This window comes from Gaiella occulta (genome assembly GCF_003351045.1).
Taxonomy (GTDB): domain Bacteria; phylum Actinomycetota; class Thermoleophilia; order Gaiellales; family Gaiellaceae; genus Gaiella; species Gaiella occulta.
Window position 1 is genome coordinate 42,300 of the sequence record NZ_QQZY01000009.1, and the last position, 25,976, is coordinate 68,275.

Below are 25,976 nucleotides of genomic sequence, written 5' to 3' on the forward strand. Positions count from 1 at the left end.
ACAGGGCTCGTCGCCGCCGGAGCTCCGTGGGATCGACTACCGGCTCGCGCCTGCCCCGTACTTCTCCCGCAGGTAGCGCAGGTACGGCTCCGGGTCGAGCGGCCCGCCCACCACGCGCTCGAGCGTCTCCTTCGGGGTCAGCTTGCGGCCGAGCGCGTAGAGGTTCTCCCGCAGCCAGGCGCCGAGGGCCGAGAAGTCGCCCTGCTCGAACTGCTCCTCGAGGCCCGGGAGCGCGGCGCGCGCCGCCTCCCAGATCTGCACGCTCATCACGTTGCCGAGCTGGTAGGTCGGGAAGTAGCCGAATGCGCCGCCCGACCAGTGCACGTCCTGCAGCACCCCGAGGCGATCCTCCGGGACGGCGAGCCCCAGGTACTCCTCGAAGCGGGCGTTCCACGCCTCCGGCAGATCGGCGCTCGAGAGCGTGCCCGCGAGCAGCTCCTGCTCGAGCTCGAAGCGGAGGATGATGTGCATGCCGTAGGTGACCTCGTCGGCGTCGACACGGATGAACGACGGGCTCACGCGGTTGACGGCGCGGTAGCAGGCCTCGAGCGGCATGTCGCCGAGCACCCCCGGGAAGGCGGCCTGCAGGCGCGGGTGGAACCAGCGCCAGAACGGCAGCGAGCGCCCAACGACGTTCTCCCACAGCCGGCTCTGCGACTCGTGCAGGCCCGACGAGCAGCCGGACGCGAGCGGCGTGCGCTCGAGCTCCGGGCTGATGCCGCGCTCGTAGAGGCCGTGCCCGATCTCGTGCAGGCAGGTGAACAGCGACTCGAGGTCGCCCTCGTCGTAGCGGGCCGTGACCCGGATGTCGCTGATCGCGAAGCTCGTGCAGAACGGGTGCACGCTCGAGTCGAGCCGGAACGAGGACGGCTCGAATCCGAGCGCGGTCATGGCCTCGAGCCCCAGCGCGCGCTGTGCCTCCACGGGGTACGGCCCCGGCGGCAGAGGGTCGACGGCGCTGTCCCGCAGCGCCGCGATGAGAGGGACGAGCTCCTCCTTGAGGCGGTCGAAGACGGCGCGCACCTCGGCCGTGGTCGTGCCCGGCTCGAAATCGTCGAGCAGGATGTCGTACGGGTCCGCCGCCGGCTCGAAGCACTCGACGTACGCGTGCTTCAACGCGAGGTGGCGGTCGAGCCAGGGCCGGAACGCCGCGTAGTCGCCGGCGGCACGCGCCGCGGCCCATGCCTCCATGCCCTCCGAGGACGCCTTCGCCATCTCCGCCGCGAGGTCGGCGGGGACGCGGCGCGCCTTCTCCCAGTCCGTGCGCGTGACGCGGACGAGGCAGGCGTCGTCGGCGTCGTGGGGGAGCGACTGCTCGAGCGGGCGCAGCTCCTCGAGCAGCTCGCCGATGCGGCCGTCGACGAAGCGCTCGTGTGCGACGCGCTGCAACGTCGCCAGCCGCTCGGCGCGGACGGCGGCCCCCGCCGGCGGCATCAGCACCATCTGATCCCAGTCGAGCACGGCGGCAGCCGAGCGGAGGTCGTCCACCTCTGCCAGCCGCCGCTTCAGCTCGGCGAGCTTCGCGTCCACGCGCTCCTCCTCGTCTCGTCCGCTCCCGGCGCTCGCGGGGAGACTATCCGGGACGTCCCCGGCGCCGCGCCGTCGCTGTCAGCCGCGGGGGAACGTCCGCGTCGCGGTCCGCACGAAGGCGCCGCCGTCCCAGACATGCGTCTCGACCGCGAGCTCGCGTGCCGTCCAGCGGACGACGTGCAGGCCCTGCGCCTCGCCCGTCCGCCGCGGGCGTGGCCGACCGAGTCCCGGCGCCGTCGCGAGCACGACCGACCTGCCGCGAGGGGCGTCCACCGCCTCGAACTCGTGGCGCTCGACGACCGAGCTCTGGTGGATGTGCCCGCCCACGATCAGCTCCGCGCCGCTCGCGGCGAGCGCGGAGAGCGCCGCGTCGCGGCGCTTCAGCGGGAGCTTGCGCGCGGCGCGCCACGGCGCCCCGGCGAGGTGGTGGTGCAGCACGACGACCCGCAGCGCGCCGGCGTCCGCGGCGGCGAACGCCTCCGCGGCCCTGCCGGGCCCGTCGCCTGGCAGGCGGCCTCCCTGGTGCCGCCACGGGCGCACCGAGTTGAGCCCGCAGGCGACGATTCCCGGCGCCGTGACGACGGGCTGCACGCTCCCGAACACCTCCTCGAACGCGCGCCACGGGCGCGTGACGCGGCCGGGCAGCGTGTACGGGATGTCGTGGTTGCCGGGCACGGCGAGCACCGGTGCCGGCAGGCGGTCGAGCAGCGCCTTCGCACGCCGCAGCTCCTGCACGCGGCCGCGGTTGGAGAGATCGCCGCTCGCGATCGCGAGCACCGGGGCGAGATCGTGACACAGTGCCACGAGCGCGTCGTCGAGCGCCGACGTCTCGCGGACGCCTCGGTGCAGGTCGGAGAAGTGGATCGCGCAACCGGTCACGGCCGCATGAGGCTATACACTCGCGGTATGTCCGAGCAGTCGCCGGAGATCTTCGACGACCTCTACCTGGGCCTCCAGGCGGGCGGCGCGCTGCGCAAGCAGCGGCGCGGCGAGGAGCTGACCGACGAGGAGCGGGAGGCGCTCGGCCGCTGGCAGCAGATGTCGATGTGGCGCAAGGTCATCGCCGTCGGCGCGTTCGCCGTCGGCACCTTCGGGCTCGGCTTCACGCTCGGCGGCCTCATCTTCGCCCGCCGCCGCGCCAAAGCCTGACCCGGGGCCTGACCCCGGGCGCCGACAAGGCGCTCTGGCGAACACTTGTTCGATCAGGATCGCCGCGCTAGACTCGCTCGCGATGCCCGTCGAAGAGCTCGTCGTCCACGGCGCCCGCGAGCACAACCTCAAGGACGTCACCGTGCGCCTGCCGCGCAACGCGCTCATCTGCATCACGGGACTCTCCGGCTCGGGCAAGTCGTCGCTCGCCTTCGACACGATCTACGCGGAGGGCCAGCGGCGCTACGTCGAGTCGCTCTCCGCCTACGCGCGCCAGTTCCTGCAGATGATGGAGAAGCCGGACGTCGACTCGATCGACGGGCTCTCGCCGGCGATCTCGATCGACCAGAAGACGACGTCGCGCAACCCGCGCTCGACCGTCGGCACCGTGACCGAGATCTACGACTATCTGCGCCTGCTCTACGCCCGGGTCGGGCGGCCCCACTGCCCTGTCTGCGGGCGGCCGATCGCCGGCCAGAGCCTCGACCAGATCGTCGAGCAGATCCTCGCGCTGCCGGAGGGGACGCGCTTCACCGTCAACGCCCCGATCGTGCGCGACCGCAAGGGCGAGTTCCGCGACGTGCTCGAGGAGCTGCGCCGCGACGGATTCACGCGCGTCAAGGTCGACGGCGAGCAGCGGCTGCTCGAGGAGGAGATCGTCCTCGACAAGAAGTTCAAGCACGCGATCGAGGTCGTCGTCGACCGGCTCGTGATGAAGCCGGATCTGCGCCAGCGGCTGACCCAGTCGGTGGAGACGGCGACGGCGCTCGCCGAGGGCCTCGTCGCCGTCGACGTGATCGACGGCGACAGCCTCCTCTTCTCCGAGAACTTCGCCTGTCCCGAGCACGGCGTCTCGCTGCCCGAGCTCGAGCCGCGCATCTTCTCGTTCAACGCGCCGCACGGCGCCTGCCCGCGCTGCACCGGCCTCGGCGCCCAGCTCGAGATCGACCCGGACATGCTCGTGCCCGACACGTCCGTCTCGATCGCCGACGGGGCGCTCGTGCCGTGGTCGGTCGGCAGCTCGAGCTTCTACGAGGGCGTCATCCAGGCGATCGCCGAACGCTACGAGATCGACATCGACCTGCCGTGGCGCGACCTCGGCGAGGAGCAGCAGAACCGGTTCCTGCACGGCACCGGCGGCGACCGCATCCTCGTGCAGTACCGCAACCGCATGGGCCGCAAGCGCCAGTACGCGATGGCCTTCGAGGGCATCGTCCGCAACCTCGAGCGGCGCTATCGCGAGACCGACTCCGCGCAGCAGCGCGAGCGCATCGAGGAGTACATGAGCTTCCGGCCGTGTCCCGACTGCGGCGGCGCGCGCCTCAAGCCGGCGGTGCTCGCGGTCACCGTCGGCGGCCGCTCGATCCACGAGTTCACCCGTCTCTCGGTGGAGGGGGCGCTGCGCTTCCTCGGCGAGCTCGAGCTGACGCCCACCGAGGAGCTGATCGGCCGCCGCATCGTGAAGGAGATTCGCGAGCGGCTCACCTTCCTCTCCGACGTCGGCGTCGGCTACCTGCAGCTCGACCGCGCCGCGAAGACGCTGTCGGGCGGCGAGGCGCAGCGGCTGCGGCTCGCGACGCAGATCGGCTCCCAGCTCGTCGGCGTGCTCTACATCCTCGACGAGCCGTCGATCGGCCTGCACCAGCGCGACAACGACCGCCTCATCGCCACGCTCGAGCGGCTCAAGGCGCTCGGCAACACGGTGCTCGTCGTCGAGCACGACGAGCAGATGATGCGCACCGCCGACTGGATCGTCGACATGGGCCCCGGCGCCGGCGAGCACGGCGGCCACGTCGTGGCCGAGGGAACGGCGCAGGACGTGATGCAGACGGCGGGCTCCGTCACCGGCGAGTTCCTGTCGGGCAGGCGGCGCATCGCCGTTCCGCCGCGGCGCGAGGACGACCGCGGGGTGTTCACCGTGCGCGGCGCCGCCCAGCACAACCTCAAGGGGATCGACGTCGAGTTCCCCGTCGGCAAGTTCGTCTGCGTCACCGGCGTGTCCGGCTCCGGCAAGTCGACGCTCGTGAACGAGATCGTCTACAAGGCGCTCGCCAACCGGCTCAACAAGATGCGCGTGAAGCCCGGGGAGCACGACGACGTCGAGGGCATCGAGGTGTTCGACAAGGTCATCGACATCGACCAGACGCCGATCGGCCGCACGCCGCGCTCGAACCCCGCCACCTACACCGACCTGTTCACGCACGTGCGCGAGCTCTACTCGCTGACGCCGGAGGCCAAGGTGCGCGGCTACAAGCCGGGGCGCTTCTCCTTCAACGTGCGCGGCGGGCGCTGCGAGACGTGCAAGGGCGACGGGCAGATCAAGATCGAGATGCACTTCCTGCCCGACGTCTACGTTCCCTGCGAGACCTGCCACGGCAGGCGCTACAACAAGGAGACGCTCGAGGTGCGCTTCAAGGGCAAGTCGATCGCGGACGTGCTCGAGATGTCCGTCGAGGAGGCGCTCGCGTTCTTCGCGAGGATCCCGAAGATCCGGCGGCGCCTGCAGACGCTGCACGACGTCGGGCTCGACTACATCCGCCTCGGCCAGCCGGCGACGACGCTGTCGGGCGGTGAGGCGCAGCGGGTGAAGCTCGCCTCCGAGCTGTCGAAGGTGGCGACGGGGCGGACGCTCTACATCCTCGACGAGCCGACGACGGGCCTGCATTTCGCCGACATCGAGAAGCTGCTGGAGGTCTTGCAGCGGCTCGTCGACAGCGGTAACACGGTGCTCGTGATCGAGCACAACCTGGACGTGATCAAGCAGGCCGACTGGGTGGTCGACCTGGGGCCGGAGGGCGGGGAGGAGGGAGGCGAGCTGATCGCCGCCGGCACGCCGGAAGAGGTGGCCGCGGTCGAGGGCTCCTACACGGGGCGGTTTCTCCGCAACGTGCTCGCGCAACCCGCCGCTGCGGCCGCCTGACGGGGCGCCAGGGCCGGCGGGGCGGTATCCCTCGATGTGGCATATGTGATGGTATTCTTCTACCATGAGAACTACCATCGACAAGGCGGGGCGGATCGTGGTGCCCAAGGCGCTCCGCGACGAGCTCGGTTTGCAGGCCGGGCAGGAGCTCGAGATCTCCGCCGTAGACGGGCGACTCGAGATCGAGACGCCTCCAACGCACATGTGGCTCGAACGCGGGGCTGACGGTCACCTGGTCGCAGCCACCGACCGCGAGATGCCCGTGCTCACAGCGGAGCGTGTCCGTGAGGTGCTCGAGCAGGTGCGGCGCTGAAGGCGGCGGATTCCAGCGTCGGCATCGCTGCGTTCGCGCCGTGGCACGAGCATCACGCTCGAGCCCGGCGGGCGCTCCGCGGGCGCCCGGCGATCGTCTCTCACGCCGCGTTCGAGGCGTATTCGGTTCTGACCCGCCTGCCTCCCCCGGAGCGAGCAGGCGCCCATGAGGTTCGAGTGTTTCTCGAAGACTGGTTCGCCGACCGCTGGCTCGGGTTGACCGCGGCCGCCCAGCGCCTGGCCCTCGCACGCCTCGAGGAGCTCGGGGTGTCCGGCGGTCGGACCTACGACGGCCTGATCGCGATCACGGCAGCGTCGAACGACGCCACGCTCGTCACACTCGACCGCCGGGCGCTGCCGACCTACCTGCTGGTTGGCGCGGACGTCGAGCTCGTCGCGTAGAGCGCCTCGAGACGCTCGACGCGCTCGAGCTTCGGCGGCACGCGCAGGCGCGCGAACGTCTCGTGCGCCTCGGCGACGAGCGGCGCCGCTTCGTCCATGCGACCCTGCGCGGCGAGCCATTCCGCCTGCTCCAGCAGCGCGCTCGCGACCCAGAACGGCTCCTCGATTTCGCGCAGCGCGATGACCGCCGCCTCGTACGGCGGCTCGTCCTCCTCGCGCAGCGCCGCCACACGTGCCTGCTGCAGCTTGCAGCGCGCCTCCAGGGATGCGGTCGCGTCGATTGGAGCGGCGCGTGCGAGCTCGAGGATCTCGACCATCGAATCGGTCGAGCCCATCGCCTGCGCCGCTTCGCAGCCGATCTCGGTCATCACCTCTACCCCGACCGGGTGGCTGACGAACTCGGCGTCACGAAGGGCGGCCGTGCACTCGGCGAGCGCGTCGGCCGATCTGTCCTCGGCCAGCGCAAGTAGCGCTCTCGCCCAGACGCCGACCTCGCGGGCCTGGATGTTCGCCATCCTGCGCCATGTCGCGAGCTCGCGGGTCAGCTCGATCACGCGCTCGCGCTCTCCTCGGGCGAGCGCGATCGTGGCGAGGTCGAGCGCCATGGACGCGTGCACCGGATCGGGGGCGATCGACCCGTCCTCGGGCATCTCGGCAGCGGCTCGTTCGGCATCGTCCCAGCGGCCCGACACGAGGTACCCGCTGACCAGGTTGGTCGTCAGGCTCCGCTCCCAGAGCCGGTCGCCCCGGCGTCGTGCCAGCGCGATGCCTTGCTCGATGACCCGTTCGGCCTCGGCTCGGCGCCCCGACAGGGCGAGCAAGTAGCTGAGGTTCATGCACGCTCGCAACGCCCCGCGCTCGGCGCCCGACTCCTCCGCCAGCACGAGCGCCTGCCGCATCAGGCCGAGGCTCTCGTTGGGGCGGCGCTGGAGCAGGAGACCCTTGTTGATCAGCGCCTCGACGACGACGTCGTCGAGGCGCAGCCGCTCGCTCAGCTCGAGAGCGCGCTCGACGTGCGGCATCGCCTCGTCGGGGCGCACCTCGAAGAAGAGGAACCGCGCGAGCTGCGCCGAGACGGTCGCGATAGCGGCCTGGTCGCCTTCCGCCTCGTGAGCCTCGAGCGCTCTCTCGAGCCTGGCCACAGCCTCCTCGCCACGGCCCGTGAAGAAGAGCACCTCCCCGAGCCGAACCTGCGCCGCGGCGGCCTCGGCTCGCAGGTCGACGGCGCCGAGGATCTCGATCGCCTCCTCGAGCAGCGGCAGCGCCTCCTCGACGCGACCGCCCATCACTGCGAGCTCGCCGGCACGCGCGAGCGAACGGCCTCGCTCCGTCTGCTCGCCGGCGAGGTCGGCGGCCCGCTCGAACGCGCGCTGCGCCTCGAGGGATGCGGCCAGCGACGCCGCGCGGTCGGCCGCTCGCGTGAACCAGCGCCGTGCCTCCGCGCGTACCTCGTCGCGGTCGTCCGCGTCCGGGTCGGCCTCGTGTGCGTCGAGGTAGTGCGAGGCGATCACCTCGGCGATCTCGTCCGGGTCGATGCCGGCGTCGCCGGAGAGGAATCGCGCCGCGGCCAGGTGCCGCCGGCGACGATCGCGCCGCGCGATCGTCTCGTAGGTGACGCGCTGCACGAGCGCCTGCAGGAAGCCGAGCTGCCCGCGCTCGGGCGAGAACGGGTCCGTCTCGACAGCGAGCAGCTCCTTGCGCACGAGGCTTGCCACGAGCTGCTCCACCTCCTCCTCGCCGAGCCCGGAGAGCGTCGCCAGGCCGCGTTCGCTGAACGTCTTGCCCAGCACGGACGCGTCCTGCAGCAGCCGGCGCTCCGGTTCGCTCACGGCGTCGAGCCGGGAGGCGATCAGCGCGTGCAGGGTCTCGGGCACCTCCAGCGTCGTCATGTCCCCGGCGATCACCACCTCGTCGCCCGCCTGCTCGAGCAGCCCACGGTCGCGAAGCATCCGCACCGTCTCGACCGCGTACAGCGGGACCCCGTCGGCCGCGTCGCGCAGGCGCCTGCGGACGTCGTCGGGCAGCCCCGGGACAAGCCCGGTCAGGAGCTCGTCCATCGCCTCGTCGACAAGTGGCTCGAGTGGCAGCGTGGTTGCGCTGCGCGTCGTCCCCGGGAAGCCCGGATGGCGGTCCGCCAGCTCGGGACGTGCGAGCGCGAGAACGAAGATGGGGTGATGCCTACCCCAGTCGAGCAGGTACTCGACGAAGGCGATCAGACCCTCGTCGGCCCAGTGGATGTCCTCGAACACCATCACCAGCGGCCCCTGCTCGGCCAGGCGCTCGAAGAAGCGCCGCCAGGCGGAGAAGAGATCCTCGCGGTCCGGGGCGCTCCGCTCGGCGAGCCCGATCAGATGGAGCAGCCTCGGCTCGATCCAGGCGCGCTCCTCGGGGTTCTCGACGTGTGCCTCGAGCGTCGCCCGCAGCTTGGCCGTGGCACTCGCGGCGTCCTCCTCCTCGAGGATCTTCGCGCGGCTGCGCACCATCTCCCCCAGCGCCCAGTAGGCGACGCCGTCGCCGTAGGAGAGACACCGCCCGCGGTGCCACCAGACGTCTGTCGCGAGGCCGTCGACGTACTTCTCGAACTCCCACGACAGCCTGGATTTCCCGATGCCCGCGACGCCGAGCACGGAGACCAGTCGCGAGCGCCGCTCGTCGGCACTCGTGTGGAAGAGATCCTTGACGAGCCGGAGCTCCGACGCGCGGCCGACGAACGGGGCCTCGAGGCCCACCGACCGTCTCTCTCCGCGACGCTGCGCCGCCACCCGCAGCGGCCGCCAGAGGTGAAGCGGCTCCGCCTTTCCCCTGAGCCGATGCTCACCCGCGTCGGCATACGCGATCGCTGCCTGCGACGCACGTCGTGTGGGATCGCCGACGAGCACCGTTCCCGGCTCCGCCGCACCCTGGATGCGCGAGGCGGTGTTGACCAGGTCGCCGGTGACCATGCCCTGCGTCTCCGTCGCGATCGCGACGGCCGCCTCACCGGTCTGGACGCCGGCCCGCAGCCGGAGCTCGTCGACGCCGCTGTCGCCGGCCAGGGCCTCGACGGCGTCGACGAGGTCGAGCGCGGCGCGCACCGCTCGCTCCGCGTCGTCCTCCCTCGCCACCGGGGCGCCCCAGAGCGCCATCACGGCGTCGCCGATGAACTTCTCGACGGTGCCGCCGTAGCGCTCGATCACGGTGCGCGCCGTCTCGAAGTACCGCGACTGGAGCTCGCGTACGTCCTCGAAGTCGCGCCCCTCGGAGAGCGCGGTGTAGCCGACGAGGTCGGCGAACAGGACGGAGACGAGCCGGCGCTCCGCGATGGGAGCGGCGGCCTTCGGCCCGGATCCCGACGACGCTGCCAGCGACGTGCCGCACTCGCCGCAGAACTTCACGCCCGCGGCGTTCGCCGTGCCGCACGATGGGCAGGCACGGGCGAGCGCGCCTCCGCACTCGCCGCAGAACTTGCGGCCCCCTTCGTTGTCCGCGCCGCAGGCGGCGCACGTGACGTCCGGCACGTCGCAAGTCTCGCACGGCGAAGGAACGCGCGGAAGTGCCCTGCGAGCTACGCTCGTCGTGTGAGCGAGCAGCCAGCGAAGCCCGGTGCGGTCGCCGACCGTGAGGCGTTGCTCGGATCGGACGAGGCGCAGGCGGCCGTGCGCGCCTGGTGGCGGCGGGTGCCGCGGGTGCTGACGCGCCCTGCCGAGGTCTTCGCCGCTCTGCGCGAGGACGACGACGTCGACGTGCAGGCACGCTCGGAGCCGATCCTGGCGATCGTCGTCGTCGCGGGCATGGCCGGGATCATCCTCACGCCGGCGTGGGCCGTCCAGCTCGACGATGCGTCGATCGACGGGCTCGTGCTGGCGGTCGTGACGTTCATCGGCGGCCTGCTCTACGGCTTCGGCGGCTACTTCCTGCTCGGCCTCGCCGTCTGGCTCGGGGCGCGTGGCATGGGGGTCGACGCCCCCGCGCGGCGCGCCCGCCACGTGCTCGCGTTCGCCTGCGTACCGCTCGCGCTCTCGCTCGCCGTCACGCTCCCGGTCGCTCTCGTCGCGTTCGGCTCCGACTTCTTCCGCTCCGGTGGGAGCGACGCCGGCTCGGGGCACGCGCTCGTGGTCGCGATCGGGCTCGCGTTCGCGGCCTGGAGCCTCGCCCTGCTCGCGACCGGCCTGCGCGTGACGTACCGCCTCGCCTGGCAAGGCGTGGTCGGAACGGTGGCACTCGCCGGCGTGCTCGTAGCGGCGTTCGCCGTGCTGCCGACCGTGCTCTGAGCGCGCGGCGCCGCAAGCGCGGCTGCCGGCCTGGATCCCTCCCGCGAGTGATCCAGAGCCCCCGGGTGGGGGAGGGAGCGGGACGACGAGAGCGGCGAGTCTACGGGCACTGGGGCCGGCACTGCGGACCGGCGACAACGGGGAGGCGTACGTCGATGGCGGCACATCTCGACGGCCGGACAGGCCGCATACGGAATGCTCCGGCAGCGGGCCTCGCGCCCGCCACGGCCGGTACGCGCGGCACGTGGAGGGCTCGCGTCGTGGCGGCCTCGCCACGTCTCCTGTCCGCGACGGCGGCCGCCGCTGCGATCGGCGTCGCGCTCGCCGCGGTCGAGCTCGTCCGTGCGCAGCGACCCGCGGCCGTCCTGCTCCTGCTGCCGCTGCTCCCGTGCGCGGCGGCCGTCCGGGCGCAGACCTCCGAGCACCGACGCCTGCACCGCCTGCGGCTCCTCTACGAGGCGATCCGCCGCGCCCACCACGCGCCCGGCCGGAACGCCGGCGTGCTGGAGCTGCTCGCGGCGCCGCGCGCGCTCACCGGCGCCGACGCGGCCTGGCTCGTGCTGCTGCCGCGGCGACGCAGCGCGGCGCTTCTCGTTGCCGCGGTCGGGCGCGACGGCACCTCTCCGCTCGCGCCCCGCACGCTGAGGAAGGATCGCGAGACGGCGGTGCTCGCCGAGGCGCGGGCGGCGTCGGCCCGCTCTCTGTGCGTGGACGACCGGGGCGACCCCCTGCACGGGCTCCTGTCTGACCTCGGCCTGCAGCGTGCGGTCTCGGTGCCGCTCCGCGGCGAGTCCGGGGTCATCGGGCTCGTGCTCGTCGGCGACCGCCCGGGCGGCAGCGGCAGGTTCGGCGTCGAAGAGGTGCAGCTGCTCGAGGCGTTCGCCGGCCATGCCGCCGTGATGCTCGAGAACGACCGGCTCGAGCAGTCGGTCAACGACCTCAGCGCCCTCAAGGAGGAGCTCCACCGGCAGGCGTACCACGACGCCCTCACCGGCCTTCCCAACCGCGCGCTGTTCTCGGAGCGCGTCGCATCGTCCCTGCGGCAGGACGGTGGCGGCGTTCCGGCCGTCCTCTTCTTCGACCTCGACGACTTCAAGACGATCAACGACAGCCTCGGTCACCATGCCGGCGACGAGCTGCTCGTCGCCGTGGCGGGGCGCTTGCGCAGCGCCGTACGGGCGGGCGACCTGCCGGCGCGCCTCGGCGGAGACGAGTTCGCCGTGCTCGCCCGCCACGCGGTCGACGGCGACGCCGAAGGCGTCGCCGAACGCCTCGTCGCCGCTCTCGAAGCGCCGTTCACGATCGCCGGCCGCGAGATGTCGGTGCACGCGAGCGTCGGGATCGCGTTCGGCGCTCCCGGCGTCACGAGCGCCGACGAGCTGCTGCGCAACGCGGACGTCGCGATGTACAGCGCCAAGCACGGCGGCAAGCGGCGCCACGCCACCTACCAGCCGCAGATGCACACACGCGTGCGCCGCCGCCAGGAGCTCGCGACGGCCCTCGAGCGCGCCGCCGGACGCGGCGAGATCGCGGTCCACTACCAGCCGATCGTCGACCTCGCGAGCGGCCGCACCGTCGCGGTCGAGGCGCTCGCACGGTGGGACAGGCCGGACCACGGCATGCTCGCGCCCGACGTCTTCATCCCGCTCGCGGAGGAGATCGGGCTCATGGCCGAGATCGGCAGGGTCGTGCTCCGCGAGGCATGCTCGAGGGTCGCATCCTGGCGCCGCACGTTTCCGGGCATGGAGGACCTGCGTCTCGGCGTCAACCTGGCGCCGAGCGAGATCGGCGGCCGGGCGCTCGTCGAGGACGTCGCCTCGGTGCTCGCCGAGACGGGCCTTCCGCCCGACCGGCTCATGCTCGAGATCACCGAGAGCGGCGTCATGGGCAACCCCGGCGAGGCGCTCGCGGTCATGGTCGGGCTGCGCGACCTCGGCGTCTCGCTGGCGCTGGACGACTTCGGCACCGGGCACTCGTCCCTCGCCCACCTGCGGGAGTTCCCGATCGACACGCTCAAGATCGCCCGCGAGTTCGCCACCGGGCTGCCCGACAGCGCCGTCGACACCGCGTTCGTCGAGACGATCGTGCGGCTCGGCCGCTCGCTCGGGCTCGACGTCGTCGCCGAGGGCATCGAGTCGGCCCGTCAGGCCGATGCCGTCACGGCCCTCGGCTGCGCGTTCGCGCAGGGCTTCTACTTCGGAGAGCCCCTCGCCCCGCTCGGCCTCACGTTCGCGTTCGGCTCGGGCTCCGCGACCGGCGCCGCGCTGCAGGTGGCCTGACCCGGGCTAGTCCTCGATGCCGGCGCGGGCATGCCGCCGGACGGACTTCTCGAAGAGGGCGAGCTCCTCCTGCGGCATCGCATACGTGTGCACATCCTCGGGGAAGCGGCGTTCGCGGACGTCGGCGACGTACGCGGAGACGGCACGGGTGATGTCCCGCGCGAGAGCGGCGTACTGCTTCACGAACCGTGGCGCGTGGCCCTCGTAGAGGCCGAGCAGGTCGTGCCACACGAGCACCTGGCCGTCGGTGCCGGCGCCGGCGCCGATCCCGATCGTGGGGATCCCGAGCAGCTCGGTGACGCGCGCCGCAACCGGCGACGGCACTGCTTCGAGCACGAGCGAGAAGCACCCCGCGGCCTCGAGCGCGAGCGCGTCCTCGACGAGCTGCCGCGCCTTCTCGGCCGTGCGTCCCTGCGCCTTGAAGCCGCCGAGCGCCGTCGCCGACTGGGGCGTCAGGCCGACGTGCCCCATGACGGGAACCCCGGCGCCGACGATCGCGTGCACGCGCGAGAGCATCGTGCCGGCGCCCTCGAGCTTGACCGCATCCGCTCCCGCGTCCTTGACGAAGCGGATCGCGTTCGTGACTGCGAGCTCGTCGGACACCTGGAACGAGCCGAACGGCATGTCGGCGACGACGAGCGGCCGGCGCGCGCCGCGCGTCACCGCGCGCGTCAGCACCAGCATCTCCTCCATCGTCGCCGGCACCGTCGAGTCGTGCCCGAGCACCGTCATCGCGGCCGAGTCGCCGACGAGGATGACGTCCGCGCCCGCGGCGTCCGCCAGCCGCCCGGAGGGGGCGTCGTACGCCGTGATCATCGCGATCGGCGAGCCGCTCGCCTTCATCGCGGCGAGGTCGGTGATCGGGAGCTTGCCGGGCGCCGGGGCGCCGTGGCCGGGCGTGCGGGGACGGGTGCTCATCGTTCCTCCTCGAGGGGGACGTTGTCGATCAGGCGGGTATGGCCGACGCGGACGGCGGCGGCGAGGACGGGCGGGTCGAACGGCGCGACGGCGACGTAGTCGACGTCCAGCCCCGCGAGCAGCGCGCGGGCGCGCTCGGGGTCGCGCGTCGCGAGGGCGCGGGGGAGGGCGAGGGCACGCTCGCGCTCGACGGGGGAGAGGCGCGCGTTGCGCGACGAGAGAGCGAGCCCGTCGGCGTCACGTACCGTCGGCAGCACCCGCAGCTCGAGCTCGAGCGCGAGGTCGGCGATCATGCGCCGCAGCACGGCCACCTGCTGGGCGTCCTTCTGGCCGAAGTAGGCGACGTCGGGGCGGACGATCGTGAACAGCTTCAGGCACACGGTGGCGACGCCGCGGAAGTGGCCGGGGCGATGCTCGCCCTCGAGCACCGAGCCGAGCTCCTCGACCTCGACCCAGGTCTGGAAGCCGGGCGGGTACATCTCGTCCACGGACGGCGCGAAGACGAGGTCGACCTCCGCCTCGGCGGCGGCCGCGAGGTCGCGCTCCTCGTCGCGCGGGTAGCCGTTCAGATCGGTGGCCTCTCCGAACTGGGTCGGGTTGACGAACAGGCTCATCACCACCGTCGCGCACTCGGAGCGCGCGGCGCGCAGCAGCGACAGGTGCCCCTCGTGGAGGGCGCCCATCGTCGCGACGAGCGCGACGGCGCCGTCGCGGCGCGACTCGAGCGCGGCGCGCACCTCGCCGATCGTCCTGCAGACCCTCATGTGACCGCCGCCGTCGCATCGGCGAGCGTCCGGTACATCTGCTCGAGCTCCGGGCGCTCCACCCTGATCGCCTCGAGGTGCCGCTCGACCGTCTCCCAGTCGCCGCGCTGGATCGGCCCGGTCAGCTCGAAGCCGTTCTCGACGGTGCGTGCCATCAGCGGGTCGAGCGCCTGCGGCGGCGCCCCGGCGGCCTCGAGCAGCGAACCGGCGGCCCGGCGCAGGGTGACGAGGTAGTTGGAGGCGATCGCGGCGCCGGCGTGGTAGACCGCGCGCCGATCGTCGCGCAGCGCGAACGGCCGCAGGCCGAGGGTCTCGGCGAGCCAGCCGCCGGCGGCGGCGGCCTCGTCCGTCTCGGCCGTGACCGCCGCCCACGCGCCGTCGAGCTGCTCCGGCCCCCGCCAGCGCACGAACGTCTGCAGCGGATGCACGCCGAAGCGGCGCGCGTGCGGGGCGAGAGCCGCAAGCGGCGTGGCGCCGCTGACGTGGGCCACCCACGGGCCCGGCTCGATACCCGCCGCGACCTCGGCGATCGCGCGGTCGGGGACGCAGAGGAGCACGAGCTCGGGCGCGTCGACGGCCAGCCGGACGCCGCGTTCCGCGAGGCGCGCGGACACCGCCGAGCCGACGCGGCCGCAGCCGATCACGTGGATGCCGTCGATCATGTCTCAGGGCTCCAGTTCCAGGTGGATACCGGGCAGAGTGAGTGTAGCGGGCCGGGCCGCCGCTAGGAAGGCGGCCGCTCGGCGCTCTCGATCAGCCGTCCGATCGCCGCGAGCGCGTCGCGGTGGCGTGGATCGGGACTGCCCCCACCCGCCAGCAGCTCTGCCTCGATGCCGAGGAAGAGGTCGACCACGAGCGTCGCCACGGCGTCCGCGGGCAGCGGCAGCTCGATGCCGCGCTCCACCGTCCAGCGGGCGACCGTCTCCTCGATCAGGCGCAGCCAGCCGGCCACCGCCGTGCGCCAGCCGGCGGCGAGCTGCTCGTCGACGAGCCCCGCCGACCACAGCTCCCAGAGGATGCGGACATAGCCCGAGCGGATGTCCTCGTCCAGGTACGCGCACGCCACCCGCCAGCGTTGCGCCAGCGGCATCTCCGACGCGAACAGGGCTCGCTGGCGCCGGAGCAGGCGCGCGTTCTCCTCCGCGAGCACTGCCAGCAGCAGGCCGTCGCGGCGCCCGAAGTGATAGTGGACGAGCGACAGGTTGACGCCGGCGCGCTCCGCCACCGCCCGGGTCGAGGTGGCGGCGTAGCCGTCGGCTGCGATCACCTCGCGGGCCGCGGCGAGGATGCGGGCACGCGTGGCGGCGCCCCGGGCGACGCGCCGGTCGACGGTTGACATGGGGAAACGATAGCACTACATTGATCGGCCAACCGACCAATAAACAAGGCGGTGGAAACGGGAATGCGCGCGAGAGAGCCCGACGAGACGGGCGCGGTCGACCGGGACGGCGTGCCGATCGCGTGGGAGCGCTTCGGCGGCGGCAGGCGCACGGTGCTCCTGCTGCCCACCTGGCAGATCATCCATGCGCGCTGCTGGAAGATGCAGGTGCCGCATCTCGCCCGTCGCCTGCGCGTGGTCACGCACGACCCACGCGGCAACGGCCGCAGCGGCCGCCCGCCCACGGGGTACGGGCTCGAGGAGCGGGTCGCCGACTCGCTCGCGGTGATCGAGGCCACCTGCGACGGTGCCGCTGCCCTGGTCGCGTTCTCGCAAGGGGCGAACGTCGCCGCCACGATCGCCGCACGGCGGCCCGAGCTCGTCGAGCGCCTCGTGCTGATCGGCCCTGCGATCGGGGCGCAGAGCGCGGACGAGACGTTCTGGGACGACGATCCCGATCCCGCCGATCGCTTCAGCGCGGTGTCCTGGCGCCGCGACTACGAGGGCTTTGCCAGGTGGTTCTTCGCGCAGGTGTTCTCGGAGCCGCACTCGACGAAGCAGATCGACGACTGCGTCGGCTGGGCGCTCGAGACGACCCCCGAGGTGCTGATCGCCGGCGAGCGCGAGTTCGACCGCTCCGGCGTGCCCGCGCTCCTGCCGCGGATCGCGTGCCCGACGCTCGTGATCCACGGCGCCGACGACAGGATCATCCCGGCGTCGGCCGGCGAGCGGGTCGCGGAGGCGATCCCGGACGCGCAGCTCGTGCTGGTCGACGGAGGCGGCCATGCGCCACACGCACGCGACCCGGCGCGGGTGAACGGCCTGCTCGACGCGTTCCTCGACCCCGCTCCGCCGCGCCGCCGCCGGCTGGCGCGGGCGCTCCAGCGGCACGCTCCGCGCGCGCTCTACGTCTCCAGCCCGATCGGCCTCGGCCACGCCCAGCGCGATCTTGCGATCGCGCGCGCGCTGCGCGCGCTGCGGCCCGACCTCGAGATCGCCTGGCTCGCCCAGCATCCGGTCACGCGGGTGCTCGAGGCCGCCGGCGAGACGATCCACCCGGCCTCGGCGCAGCTCGCGAACGAGTCGGCTCACATCGAGTCGCAGATGGGGGAGCACCGTCTCCACTGCTTCCAGGCGCTGCGAGAGATGGACGAGATCCTGCTCGCGAACTTCATGGTCTTCCGCGACCTCGTGCGGGAGGAGCGCTTCGACCTGTGGATCGGCGACGAGGCCTGGGAGCTCGACTACCACCTGCACGAGAACCCGGAGCTGAAGTCGGCGCCGTACGCGTTCCTCACCGACTTCGTCGGCTACCTGCCGATGGACGCCCCCGGGTCGAGGGAGGCCGCTGTCGCCGCCGACTACAACCACGAGAACATCCGGCACGTCGAGCGCTACCCCTACGTCCGCGACGCCGCCGTCTTCATCGGCTCGCCGGAGGACGTCGTCCCGCGCGCGTTCGGGCCGGGGCTGCCGTTCATGCCCGACTGGGTCCAGCGCCATTTCGACTTCTGCGGCTACGTGCTGCCGTTCGATCCGGCGGAGTACGCGGACCGCGAGCGCCTGCGGCGGGAGCTCGAGCTCGACGCCGGCCGCCCGCTGATCGTCGCCGCCGTCGGCGGATCCGGGGTCGGGGTGCACCTGTTGCGGCGCATCGCCGCCGCCTTCGAGCAGGTGCGACGCGACATCCCGGAGGCCGAGCTCCTGCTCGTGTGCGGGCCGCGCATCGATCCCGCGTCGGTCGATCCCGTCCCCGGCATGAGCGCCGTCGGGTACGTGCACGACCTCTTCCGCACGCTCGCCTGCTGCGACCTCGCCGTCGTGCAGGGCGGCCTCACGACCACGATGGAGCTCGTCGCCAACCGGCGGCCCTTCATCTCGGTGCCGCTCGCCGATCACTTCGAGCAGAATCACCACGTCGCACACCGGCTGGCGCGCTACGGCGCGCCGGCCCCGACGCCCTACGACGAGGCGACCCCGGGGCGCCTCGCGGAGCTCATGCGCGAGCGCCTCGCGGCGCCCGTCCGCTACCTCCCGGTCGAGACCTGCGGCGCCGCCCGGGCGGCCGCGCTGCTCGTGCCGCTGCTCGAGGAGCGCAAGGGTCTATCGACCGCTGGTCGAGGCGGTTGACGGCGCGAGCCGCGCCTGCAGCCGCGCCCGCAGCGACGGCCAGTCGTCGTCGAGGATCGCGTACCAGGCGGAGTCGCGGCTCTCGCCGCCGCGGACGAGCATGTGCTTCGCATGCACGCCCTCGAAGCGTGCGCCGAGCGCCTCGAGCGCTCCGCGCGAGCGCTCGTTGCGGGCGTCGGTCTTGAATTCGACGCGGCGGCAGCCCCAGCCCTCGAAGGCGTTCCCGAGCTGCAGCAGCTTCGCCTCGACGTTGGCGCCGGTGCCCCACGCCTCGGGTGCGAGCCACGTCCAGCCGATCTCGACGCTCCGGTGCTCGGGCCGCAACGCCAGGTAGCGCGTCGAGCCGATCGCGCGCCCCGTCATCTGCGAGACGGTCGCGAACGGGATGTCGAGGCCCGCGGCCGCACGCGCGAGGGCGTCCTCCAGCCAGGCGCGCATCCCTGCCGCGTCGGGACGTGCGACCGGCAGCCACGCCCACACGCGCTCGTCCCGCGAGGCGGCCACCAGATCGCCGAGATGATCGCGCCGCAGCGGCTCCAACCGCACGACCCGCCCCGTCAGCGTCGCTGCCCTCCACGTCTCCACGGGTGCCGACAGTACACTCACCTCATGCCGATCTACGAGTACGCGTGCATGAAGTGCGAGGAGCACTTCGACGAGCTCGTCCGCAACGCCGAGCAGGTCGTGATCTGTCCCTCGTGCGGCGCCGCCGACGTGCTGAAGCAGATCTCCGCCTTCGCCGTCCACGGAGCCATGTCGAAGCCGAGCTTCGGCGGGACAGGCGGCGGCTGCTGCGGCGGATCCTGCGGCTGCGGGCACTGAGCCTGGGCCCGGCGAGCCGCGCGGGCCGGGTGCGCCGGGCGACCGCCGGGAGGCGGGACTAGAATCCACGTCGATGGACGACGTCGTGAGCCGCGCGTCGGCGCTTCGGGTCTCTGCGCAGGAGGCGGCCTCGTGCGAGCGCTGCGCGCTCGCCGAAGGGCGTACGCAGGTGGTCTTCGGCTCGGGCGACCCCGACGCCGACCTCTTCCTCGTCGGCGAGGCACCCGGGTTCCACGAGGATCGGAGCGGTGCCCCGCTCGTCGGGCAGGCGGGCGAGCTGCTCGACAGGCTGCTCGCCTCGATCGGGCTCGCGCGGGCGGACGTCTACCTGGCGAACGTGCTCAAGTGCCGCCCGCTGCGCAGCCGCGACCCGCTGCCGCAGGAGATCGCCTCCTGCGCGCCGCACCTGTTGCGGCAGATCGAGCTCGTGCGCCCGCGCGTCGTCGCATCCCTCGGGAACGTCGCCACGAAGCTTCTCTCCGGCCGCGAGCTCGGCATCACCCGCGTCCACGGCCGCGCGCGGGAGCTCGTGTGCGGCGGCGAGCGCCTCGTGCTCTACCCGCTCTACCACCCCGCTGCGGCGCTCTACACGCCGGCCATGCTCCGCGAGCTCGAGCAGGACTTCGCCCGCATCCCCACGCTGCTCGGCGCCGAGGCGCCGGATGCGGCTGCGGCTCCTCCGCGAGCGCCGGCGGCCGCCGAGCCCGTGGAGGCCGAGCTCGTGCAGCTCGGCCTCTTCTGAGAGCCGTGCTCGAGCTCGAGACCGCGTCGGCCGCGGAGACGGAGGCGATCGGCGGCCGCGTCGCGCTCCGCCTCGCACCGGGCGACGTCGTGCTCGTCTGCGGCGATCTCGGCGCCGGCAAGACGACGTTCGTGCGAGGGGCGTGCCGTGCGCTCGGCGTCGGCGAGCCGGTGACGAGCCCGACGTTCACGATCGGGCACCTCTACGCGGGCGCCGTGCCGGTGGCGCACCTCGACCTCTTCCGCTTCGCCGGCATGAGCGCCGCGGAGTGGGGCGACGTCGAGCCGTACTTCGACGGGACGATCGCGTTCGTCGAGTGGCCCGAGGCCGGAGCCGGCACGCTGCCGGCGCCCCGGCTGACGGTGCGGCTCGAGCACGTCGCCCTCGAGCGGCGGCTCGTTCGGCTCGCCGCCTGCGATCCGGCGCTGCTACAAGGATTCGAGCGTGCGGATCCTGGCGTTCGACACGGCGACTGACGTCGCCACCAGCGCTCTCGTCGACGGTGGCTCCGTGCTCGGGGAGCGCCGCTCGCGCGCGGCCACCGTGCTCGAGGACATCGACGCGCTGCTGCGGGCCGCCGGCATGGAGCCGGCCGACGTGGACGCGATCGCCGTCGGCACCGGCCCCGGGAGCTTCACCGGCACCCGCATCGGCCTCGCCGTCGCGCGCGGCCTCGGGCTCGCGCTCGGCGTCCCCGTCGCCGGCGTCTCCACCCTGGACGCGCTGGCAGCGGGTGCGCACGGCGCCTTCCCCGTCGTCGACGCCCGGCGCGGCGAGGTGTTCGTGCCGGGGCCACGGGTCGTCTCCCCGGATGCGCTCGCGATCCCCGCGGGCACCGTTTGCGTGGGCGACGGCGCCCTCCGCTACCGCGATCTCCTCACCGCCGCGGGCGGGATCGTGCCTCCCGGCGACAGCGAGCTCCACGTTCCGCGCGCCGCAGCGCACGCGCTGCTCGCCCGTGACTTCGGCGCCGCCGACGCGGTACAGCCCGTCTACGTGCGCGTCCCCGACGCGGACGGGAGCCTCGCGTGAGCTTTCGCCTGCGCAAGCTCGAGCTCTCGGATCTCGACGCGATCGAGCGCATCGAGAGGGCGTCGTACCCGACGCCGTGGTCGCGCTCGATGTTCGCGAGCGAGCTGGCGAAGCCGAGCTCCCTGTCGATCGCGGCCGTCACGCCCGACGAGGGGTTGATCGGGTACCTGGTACTCTCGCGCTACGTCGACGCCTGGCACGTGATGAACGTCGCCGTCGCGCCGTCGCATCGGCGGCTCGGCGTCGCCTCGGCGATGCTCGAGCACCTGTTCGAGGTCACCCGCGGCGACGAGCAGCGCGGCTACACGCTCGAGGTGCGCGTTTCGAACGTTCCGGCGGTGCGTCTCTACGAGCGCTTGGGCTTCGTCGCCAGGGGCATCCGACGCGGTTACTATACTGACAACAGAGAGGATGCCCTGATCATGTGGAAGGATCCCTATCCCGGCGGCGAGGAGCGCGGATCCGCGTGATCCTCGGGATCGAGACCTCCTGCGACGAGACCGCCGCCGCCCTCGTCGGCGGCGACGGGACGGTGCTGTCGTCCATCGTCGCCTCCCAGGCGTCGCTCCACGCCCGCTACGGCGGCGTCGTGCCGGAGGTCGCGTCGCGGCGCCACCTCGAGCTCATCGGCCCGGTGATTCGCGAGGCGCTCGAGACGGCCGGCGCCGGCCTCGACGATGTCGACCGCGTCGCCGTCACGCGCGGCCCGGGGCTCGTCGGCGCGCTCCTCGTCGGCCTCTCGGCCGCCAAGGCGCTCGCGTGGGCACGCCGGCTGCCCCTCGTGCCGGTCGACCACCTGCACGGCCATGTCGCGTCGCTCTACCTCGGCGACGCGCAGGTGGAGCCCCCCTTCGTGTGCCTGCTCGCGAGCGGCGGGCACACGCTCCTGCTCGACGTGGGCGAGCGGGGCTCGTTCCGCCGTCTCGGCTCGACGCTCGACGACGCCGCGGGCGAGGCGTTCGACAAGGGCGCGCGCCTGCTCGGGCTCGGCTATCCGGGCGGCGCCGAGATCGACCGTCTCGCGCGCGAGGGCGATCCGGAGGCGTACACGTTCCCGGTCGCACGGGTCGCCGGCCTCGACTTCTCCTTCTCGGGCCTCAAGACGGCGCTGCTGTACGCCGTGCGCGGCCTCGACGCGGACGAGCTCGAGCGGCGCCGCGCCGATCTCGCCGCCTCGTACCAGCGGGCGATCGTGCGCGCGCTCGCCGGTCGCCTGCGCGAGGCCGCCGCACGGTCTCGGGCCGGGCGCATCGCCGTCGTCGGCGGCGTCGCCGCCAACTCCGAGCTGCGCGGCGCGCTTCCCGACGCGGCATTCGCGCCGCTCGCGCTCTGCACCGACAACGCGGCCATGATCGCGTCGGCGGCACGCTACGCCGATCCGATTCCCTACCCCGACTACCTCGCGCTCGATGCGTACGCCTCGGCGGCCTGAGATCTCGCTTCTCCTGCTCGCCTGCGCGCTTGCCGGCGTGCTCGCGCTCGCCGGCGGCGCGGGAGCGGACGAGCGCGCGCCCGCCGCCGGGGCGGCCGGATGGCAGAGCCTGCTCGGCGACCGGCCGGCGCCCCAGCTCGGCGGCCGCTGGATCGTCGTGCTCGACAAGCCCTCGCTCGCCGCCCGTGTGCGCGCGGCCGGCGGCCTCGCCTCCGAGGAGCAGCAGCGCGCCTGGTCGGTCGCCGCCGGCAGGGCGCAGCGCGCCGTCATCGCGCGGCTCGCCTCCAGGGGCGCTCCCATCGACCCCGAGCACGTCTACCTCCGCGTCCTCAACGGCTTCGCCGCCTCTCTCGACCCGCGCTCGCTCTCCGTCGTCGAGAAGGACCGCGATGTCGCCGGCGTCTATCCCGTGCGCGCTGCCGTGCCGGCCGACACGCGCACCGGTCTCGCGGGCGAGGCGTTCGGGCCGCTGAGCGGCCGGCGGCCGGAGGTCGGCATCCCCGGCTTCGACGGCTCCGGTGTCACGGTCGCGCTGCTCGATACCGGTGTCGACCTGGCGCATCCGTACCTCCGCGGCAGGCTGCTACCCGGCATCGACGTGCTCGACCCGTTCGGCGACGCGAGCGCGCGGCAGAACCCGACCGTCCAGGGCCGGCCAGAGCGGCACGGCACCGAAGTCGCGGGACTCGTCGTCGGCTCGCGCGGCCCGGCCGGGCTCCACGGCGTCGCCCCGGGAGCGTCGCTGCTGCCGATCCGTGTCGCCGGCTGGCAGCCCGACGCCGCCGGCGGCGTCTCGGTCTACGGCCGCACCGACCAGCTTCTCGCCGGGCTCGAGGCGGCGGTCGACCCCAACGGGGACGGCGACGCCCACGACGCCGTGCGGATCGCGCTGTTCGGCGTCTCGGAGCCGTTCGCCGCCTTCGCCGACGGACCGCTCGCGCGCGCCGTCGACGGGGCGGCCGCCCTCGACACCCTCGTCGTCGCGCCGGCCGGGAACGACGGCCCGGCCGGGCCCGTGTACGGGAGCCTGGGCGGGCCGGGCGGGGCGTCGTCGGCCCTCACCGTGGGCTCCACCGACACCCGCCGCCGCAGCCCGACGGCTCATGTGCTGCTCCGCGCCGGGCTGCGCGTGCTCGTCTCGGGCGATCAGCCGCTCGGCGGCGCGATCGCGCCCGCGTCGTCGCTCGATGCCCAGGTGCGGGCGCTCCCCCGGGCCGCGGCCGCCGTCGCCGGAGGCCCGAGCGGCCTCGCCCACCTCTTCGACCGTGCCGGCTACGCCCGCGTCGCCGGCACGGCCGTACTGCTGCCGCGGGGCACGTCCTCCCCCGAGGCCGTGCGCGAGGTCGTGGGCGCGGGCGCGCGCGCCGTGCTCGTCGACGGCCCGCTCCCGGCCGGCTCGTTCGGCAGCGACGCGCCGGCGGATGTCCCGATCCTCGGCCTCAGCGCCGGCGTCGCCGGCGCCGTACGTGCGGCGCTCGAGCGCCGCATCCCCGTCTCGGTGGCCTTCGGCGCCTCGGCGTTCGACCCCAATGCGGCGGTGGGGGAGCCCGCACCGTTCACCTCGGCGGGGCTCGCGTTCGACGGCACGCCCAAGCCCGAGCTCACCGCTGCGGGCGTCGGCCTCGCCACGGCCGATCCCGGGCGCGACGAGGACGGCAGCGCGCGCTTCGGCGCCATCAGCGGCACGAGCGCGTCGGCCGCGCTCGTCGCGGGTGCCGCCGCGGTGCTGGCGCAGGCACGGCCGGACCTCGACGCGGGCGGCCTCAAGCAAGCGCTCGTCGCGAGCGCCAGGCGCGTCCGCGGCAGCAGCGCCGGGCCCGCCGTGGTCGACCCCGCCGCAGCCGCCGCCGCCGAGCTCGTCGCCGACCCGCCGACCGTCGGCCTCGGCGTCGCCCTCGCCGCGAACGCCGACGTGGGGAGGACGATCGCGCTTCGCAACGTCTCGCGGCGGCCGCTCGAGATCGCGATCGACACGGAGGCCTCCGACGCGGCCGACATCGACGTGCTCGCGCTCCCGCGCACGATGCGGCTTCGCCCGGGGGGCCGTGCGGAGATCGCGCTCTCGGCGCGGGTGCCGCTGCTCCCGCGCGCTCCCGCAGCGCTCGACGGCGTCCTGCGCATCCGCGTGAAGAACGGCACCAGCGTGCGCGTGCCCTGGTCGGTCGCGGTGCCGGTCGTCGGCAGCGACCTGATCGGCGCAGCGTCGCTGTCGAGCCGCACGTTCACGCCCTCCGATGCCGACCCCGCCGTCCTCACCGTGCTCGCCGGGCGACTCGACGGCAACGCCGCGCGCCCGCAGCTGCAGCCCGTCGCCCGGCTCGAGCTCGATCTCTACCGCGGCGGCAGGCGCCTCGGCACGCTCGCACGCGTGCTCGACCTCCTGCCCGGCCGCTACGCGTTCGGCATCACCGGCAGGGGGCCGAACGGGCGCAGGCTGCGGAAGGGCGACTACGAGCTGCGCGTCGTGGCCGCCTCGGTCGACGGCCGCGACGCGAGCGTCCGCGTGCTCCCGTTCACGATCGCATGAGCAGCGGGGCCGGCGGCGGCGCCGATCCCCGCCGATCCCGGGCCCGACCGCCGGGCAACGGTATAGTCCCGACGTCGTGAGCGAGGAACCGACGCGCAGATGAGCTCCACCCAGGCTCCGGCCACCCATCTGCGCGAGAACCCGTTCGAGCTCGCCCAGTCGCAGCTCCGGCGCGTCGGCGAGACGTTCGCCGTCGACCCGAACCTGATCCGCGTCCTCTCGCACTGCAAGAAGGGCGTCGAGGTGTCGGTGCCCGTGCAGATGGACGACGGCAGCGTCAGCGTCTTCCAGGGGTATCGCGTCGTCCACAACATGACGCGCGGGCCGGCCAAGGGAGGCATCCGCTACCACCCGGCCGTCACCCAGGACGAGGTGAAGGCGCTCGCCATGTGGATGACGTGGAAGTGCGCGCTGATGGGGCTGCCGTTCGGCGGCGCCAAGGGCGGCGTGATCTGCGACCCGAAGGAGCTCTCACTCGGCGAGAAGGAGCGGCTCACGCGCCGCTACACGAGCGAGATCATCAACGAGATCGGCCCCGAGAAGGACATCCCGGCACCCGACGTCGGCACCGACGCGCAGGTGATGGCCTGGATCTTCGACACCTACTCGATGAACGTCGGGCACTCCGTGCTCGGCGTCGTCACCGGCAAGCCGCTCTCCGTCGGCGGCTCCGTCGGACGCGACGGCGCCACCGCGCGCGGCTCCCTCTACTGCATCCGCACCGCCTTGCAGAAGCAGGGAGGCCGGCTGCACGACACGCGCGTCGCCGTCCAGGGCTTCGGCAACGTCGGCTCGAACCTCGCGCGGCTGCTGGCGGAGGAGGGCGTGCGCGTGATCGCGGTGTCCGACTCGAAGGGCGGCATCCACAACCCCTACGGGATCGACGTCCCCGCCGCGATCGCCTACAAGGCGGAGCACGGGGCGCTCGGCGGCTTCCCCGGGGCGGACGAGATCACCAACGACGAGCTGATCGAGCTCGACTGCGACGTGCTCGTCCCGTGCGCGCTCGAGCAGGTGATCACCTCCGAGAACGCCGACCGCGTGAGGGCGCGCATGATCTGCGAGGGCGCGAACGGCCCGACCACGCCCGCGGCCGACGACATCCTCGAGGACCGCGGGATCCTCGTGCTCCCGGACGTGCTCTCGAACGCCGGCGGCGTCGTCGTCTCCTACTTCGAATGGGTGCAGGGCCTGCAGGAGTACTTCTGGAAGGAGTACGAGGTCAACGCCAAGCTCAACGACATCGTCGTACGCGCCTTCGAGGAGACCTGGTCGACGAAGGAGCGCTACGCGACGAGCATGCGCACGGCCGCCTACGGGATCGCGGTGCAGCGGGTCGCCGAGGCGACCACGATCCGCGGCCTCTATCCCTGACACCTCCCCGCTCGC

At 73.3% G+C, this 25,976-nt stretch carries 23 protein-coding genes; 15 read left to right on the forward strand and 8 right to left on the reverse strand.

The features are described 5' to 3' along the window. Positions 1 to 36: 36 nt before the first annotated feature. Both Gocc_RS14040 and Gocc_RS14045 read right to left on the reverse strand, forming a co-directional pair. Positions 37 to 1,530: a carboxypeptidase M32 gene (locus Gocc_RS14040; RefSeq protein WP_114797199.1), complete on the reverse strand. Its 1,494-nt coding sequence runs from the start codon at positions 1,528 to 1,530 to the stop codon at positions 37 to 39. Positions 1,531 to 1,608: 78 nt separating this feature from the next. After that, the gene (locus Gocc_RS14045) at positions 1,609 to 2,409 is read right to left on the reverse strand and encodes a metallophosphoesterase family protein (protein WP_114797200.1); all 801 of its coding nucleotides are present in this window, start codon (positions 2,407 to 2,409) and stop codon (positions 1,609 to 1,611) included. Positions 2,410 to 2,436: 27 nt separating this feature from the next. Here Gocc_RS14045 and Gocc_RS16390 point away from each other — a divergent pair, with 27 nt between their 5' ends. The 4 genes from Gocc_RS16390 to Gocc_RS14060 all read left to right on the forward strand — a co-directional run bounded on the left by Gocc_RS16390 (position 2,437) and on the right by Gocc_RS14060 (position 6,313). Next, positions 2,437 to 2,679, forward strand: coding sequence for a hypothetical protein (locus tag Gocc_RS16390; protein ID WP_181813722.1), 243 nt, complete (start codon positions 2,437 to 2,439; stop codon positions 2,677 to 2,679). An 82-nt stretch (positions 2,680 to 2,761) separates the two neighbouring features. After that, positions 2,762 to 5,599: an excinuclease ABC subunit UvrA gene (gene uvrA, locus Gocc_RS14050; protein ID WP_114797201.1), complete on the forward strand. Its 2,838-nt coding sequence runs from the start codon at positions 2,762 to 2,764 to the stop codon at positions 5,597 to 5,599. A 64-nt stretch (positions 5,600 to 5,663) separates the two neighbouring features. After that, positions 5,664 to 5,912, forward strand: a complete 249-nt coding sequence (locus Gocc_RS14055; protein WP_114797202.1) for an AbrB/MazE/SpoVT family DNA-binding domain-containing protein — start codon at positions 5,664 to 5,666, stop codon at positions 5,910 to 5,912. Then, positions 5,909 to 6,313 carry a PIN domain-containing protein gene (locus tag Gocc_RS14060; protein WP_114797203.1) on the forward strand — a complete coding sequence of 135 codons (405 nt, stop codon included), beginning with the start codon at positions 5,909 to 5,911 and terminating at the stop codon, positions 6,311 to 6,313. The genes Gocc_RS14055 and Gocc_RS14060 overlap by 4 nt, the downstream gene beginning before the upstream one ends. On the opposite strand, the gene Gocc_RS14065 is transcribed toward Gocc_RS14060, so the two are convergent. Continuing rightward, on the reverse strand, positions 6,274 to 9,810 hold the full coding sequence (locus Gocc_RS14065; protein WP_181813706.1) for an AAA family ATPase: 3,537 nt from the start codon (positions 9,808 to 9,810) through the stop codon (positions 6,274 to 6,276). The two genes, Gocc_RS14060 and Gocc_RS14065, sit on opposite strands and share 40 nt — an antisense overlap. 60 nt (positions 9,811 to 9,870) lie before the next feature. On the opposite strand from Gocc_RS14065, the gene Gocc_RS16395 reads away from it, so the two are divergent. Both Gocc_RS16395 and Gocc_RS14070 read left to right on the forward strand, forming a co-directional pair. Beyond that, a complete protein-coding gene (locus Gocc_RS16395; protein ID WP_181813707.1) occupies positions 9,871 to 10,563 on the forward strand; it encodes a Yip1 family protein in 693 nt (230 codons plus the stop codon). A gap of 260 nt (positions 10,564 to 10,823) precedes the next feature. Next, positions 10,824 to 12,842, forward strand: a complete 2,019-nt coding sequence (locus tag Gocc_RS14070; RefSeq protein ID WP_181813708.1) for a putative bifunctional diguanylate cyclase/phosphodiesterase — start codon at positions 10,824 to 10,826, stop codon at positions 12,840 to 12,842. A 6-nt stretch (positions 12,843 to 12,848) separates the two neighbouring features. Here the strand turns inward: Gocc_RS14070 and panB are convergent, their stop codons facing one another. The 4 genes from panB to Gocc_RS14090 form a co-directional block, all read right to left on the reverse strand. Continuing rightward, positions 12,849 to 13,760, reverse strand: coding sequence for a 3-methyl-2-oxobutanoate hydroxymethyltransferase (gene panB / locus Gocc_RS14075; protein WP_114797206.1), 912 nt, complete (start codon positions 13,758 to 13,760; stop codon positions 12,849 to 12,851). After that, complete coding sequence (gene panC, locus Gocc_RS14080) at positions 13,757 to 14,524, reverse strand: pantoate--beta-alanine ligase (protein WP_114797207.1); 768 nt, start codon at positions 14,522 to 14,524, stop codon at positions 13,757 to 13,759. Before panC ends, panB begins: the two co-directional genes overlap by 4 nt. Beyond that, complete coding sequence (locus Gocc_RS14085) at positions 14,521 to 15,186, reverse strand: Rossmann-like and DUF2520 domain-containing protein (protein ID WP_114797208.1); 666 nt, start codon at positions 15,184 to 15,186, stop codon at positions 14,521 to 14,523. The genes panC and Gocc_RS14085 overlap by 4 nt, the downstream gene beginning before the upstream one ends. A gap of 62 nt (positions 15,187 to 15,248) precedes the next feature. Next, positions 15,249 to 15,863 (reverse strand): TetR/AcrR family transcriptional regulator, encoded by a 615-nt coding sequence (locus tag Gocc_RS14090; RefSeq protein WP_114797209.1) that lies wholly within the window; start codon positions 15,861 to 15,863, stop codon positions 15,249 to 15,251. A gap of 63 nt (positions 15,864 to 15,926) precedes the next feature. On the opposite strand from Gocc_RS14090, the gene Gocc_RS14095 reads away from it, so the two are divergent. Further along, positions 15,927 to 18,032 carry an alpha/beta hydrolase gene (locus Gocc_RS14095; RefSeq protein WP_114797210.1) on the forward strand — a complete coding sequence of 702 codons (2,106 nt, stop codon included), beginning with the start codon at positions 15,927 to 15,929 and terminating at the stop codon, positions 18,030 to 18,032. Here Gocc_RS14095 and Gocc_RS14100 read toward each other — a convergent pair. Continuing rightward, positions 18,006 to 18,617, reverse strand: coding sequence for a GNAT family N-acetyltransferase (locus tag Gocc_RS14100; protein WP_220150647.1), 612 nt, complete (start codon positions 18,615 to 18,617; stop codon positions 18,006 to 18,008). The two genes, Gocc_RS14095 and Gocc_RS14100, sit on opposite strands and share 27 nt — an antisense overlap. Positions 18,618 to 18,641: 24 nt before the next feature. Between Gocc_RS14100 and Gocc_RS14105 the strand changes: the two genes are divergently transcribed. From Gocc_RS14105 to Gocc_RS14140, 8 genes are all read left to right on the forward strand, one after another. After that, a complete protein-coding gene (locus Gocc_RS14105; RefSeq protein WP_114797211.1) occupies positions 18,642 to 18,854 on the forward strand; it encodes an FmdB family zinc ribbon protein in 213 nt (70 codons plus the stop codon). 73 nt (positions 18,855 to 18,927) lie between these two features. After that, positions 18,928 to 19,596, forward strand: a complete 669-nt coding sequence (locus Gocc_RS14110; protein WP_114797212.1) for a uracil-DNA glycosylase — start codon at positions 18,928 to 18,930, stop codon at positions 19,594 to 19,596. A 5-nt stretch (positions 19,597 to 19,601) separates the two neighbouring features. Then, positions 19,602 to 20,072, forward strand: a complete 471-nt coding sequence (tsaE, locus tag Gocc_RS14115) for a tRNA (adenosine(37)-N6)-threonylcarbamoyltransferase complex ATPase subunit type 1 TsaE (RefSeq protein WP_220150648.1) — start codon at positions 19,602 to 19,604, stop codon at positions 20,070 to 20,072. Beyond that, entirely contained in the window at positions 20,041 to 20,628 is a 588-nt protein-coding gene (gene tsaB / locus Gocc_RS14120; protein WP_181813709.1) for a tRNA (adenosine(37)-N6)-threonylcarbamoyltransferase complex dimerization subunit type 1 TsaB, read from the forward strand. Before tsaE ends, tsaB begins: the two co-directional genes overlap by 32 nt. Beyond that, complete coding sequence (gene rimI, locus Gocc_RS14125) at positions 20,625 to 21,098, forward strand: ribosomal protein S18-alanine N-acetyltransferase (protein ID WP_114797214.1); 474 nt, start codon at positions 20,625 to 20,627, stop codon at positions 21,096 to 21,098. Before tsaB ends, rimI begins: the two co-directional genes overlap by 4 nt. Continuing rightward, positions 21,095 to 22,060, forward strand: a complete 966-nt coding sequence (gene tsaD, locus Gocc_RS14130) for a tRNA (adenosine(37)-N6)-threonylcarbamoyltransferase complex transferase subunit TsaD (protein WP_114797215.1) — start codon at positions 21,095 to 21,097, stop codon at positions 22,058 to 22,060. Before rimI ends, tsaD begins: the two co-directional genes overlap by 4 nt. After that, positions 22,038 to 24,587, forward strand: a complete 2,550-nt coding sequence (locus Gocc_RS14135) for a S8 family serine peptidase (RefSeq protein ID WP_114797216.1) — start codon at positions 22,038 to 22,040, stop codon at positions 24,585 to 24,587. The genes tsaD and Gocc_RS14135 overlap by 23 nt, the downstream gene beginning before the upstream one ends. A gap of 99 nt (positions 24,588 to 24,686) precedes the next feature. Continuing rightward, positions 24,687 to 25,961, forward strand: coding sequence for a Glu/Leu/Phe/Val family dehydrogenase (locus tag Gocc_RS14140; protein ID WP_114797217.1), 1,275 nt, complete (start codon positions 24,687 to 24,689; stop codon positions 25,959 to 25,961). The last annotated feature ends 15 nt before the right edge of the window (positions 25,962 to 25,976 follow it).

Coding starts and splice junctions, on each gene's coding strand:
- Gocc_RS16390 (WP_181813722.1), top strand. CDS start 2,437: ATGTCCGAGCAGTCGCCGGAGATCTTCGACGACCTCTACCTGGGCCTC.
- uvrA (WP_114797201.1), top strand. CDS start 2,762: ATGCCCGTCGAAGAGCTCGTCGTCCACGGCGCCCGCGAGCACAACCTC.
- Gocc_RS14055 (WP_114797202.1), top strand. CDS start 5,664: ATGAGAACTACCATCGACAAGGCGGGGCGGATCGTGGTGCCCAAGGCG.
- panB (WP_114797206.1), bottom strand. CDS start 13,760: ATGAGCACCCGTCCCCGCACGCCCGGCCACGGCGCCCCGGCGCCCGGC.
- panC (WP_114797207.1), bottom strand. CDS start 14,524: ATGAGGGTCTGCAGGACGATCGGCGAGGTGCGCGCCGCGCTCGAGTCG.
- Gocc_RS14085 (WP_114797208.1), bottom strand. CDS start 15,186: ATGATCGACGGCATCCACGTGATCGGCTGCGGCCGCGTCGGCTCGGCG.
- Gocc_RS14090 (WP_114797209.1), bottom strand. CDS start 15,863: ATGTCAACCGTCGACCGGCGCGTCGCCCGGGGCGCCGCCACGCGTGCC.
- Gocc_RS14095 (WP_114797210.1), top strand. CDS start 15,927: ATGCGCGCGAGAGAGCCCGACGAGACGGGCGCGGTCGACCGGGACGGC.
- Gocc_RS14105 (WP_114797211.1), top strand. CDS start 18,642: ATGCCGATCTACGAGTACGCGTGCATGAAGTGCGAGGAGCACTTCGAC.
- Gocc_RS14110 (WP_114797212.1), top strand. CDS start 18,928: ATGGACGACGTCGTGAGCCGCGCGTCGGCGCTTCGGGTCTCTGCGCAG.
- Gocc_RS14135 (WP_114797216.1), top strand. CDS start 22,038: ATGCGTACGCCTCGGCGGCCTGAGATCTCGCTTCTCCTGCTCGCCTGC.
- Gocc_RS14140 (WP_114797217.1), top strand. CDS start 24,687: ATGAGCTCCACCCAGGCTCCGGCCACCCATCTGCGCGAGAACCCGTTC.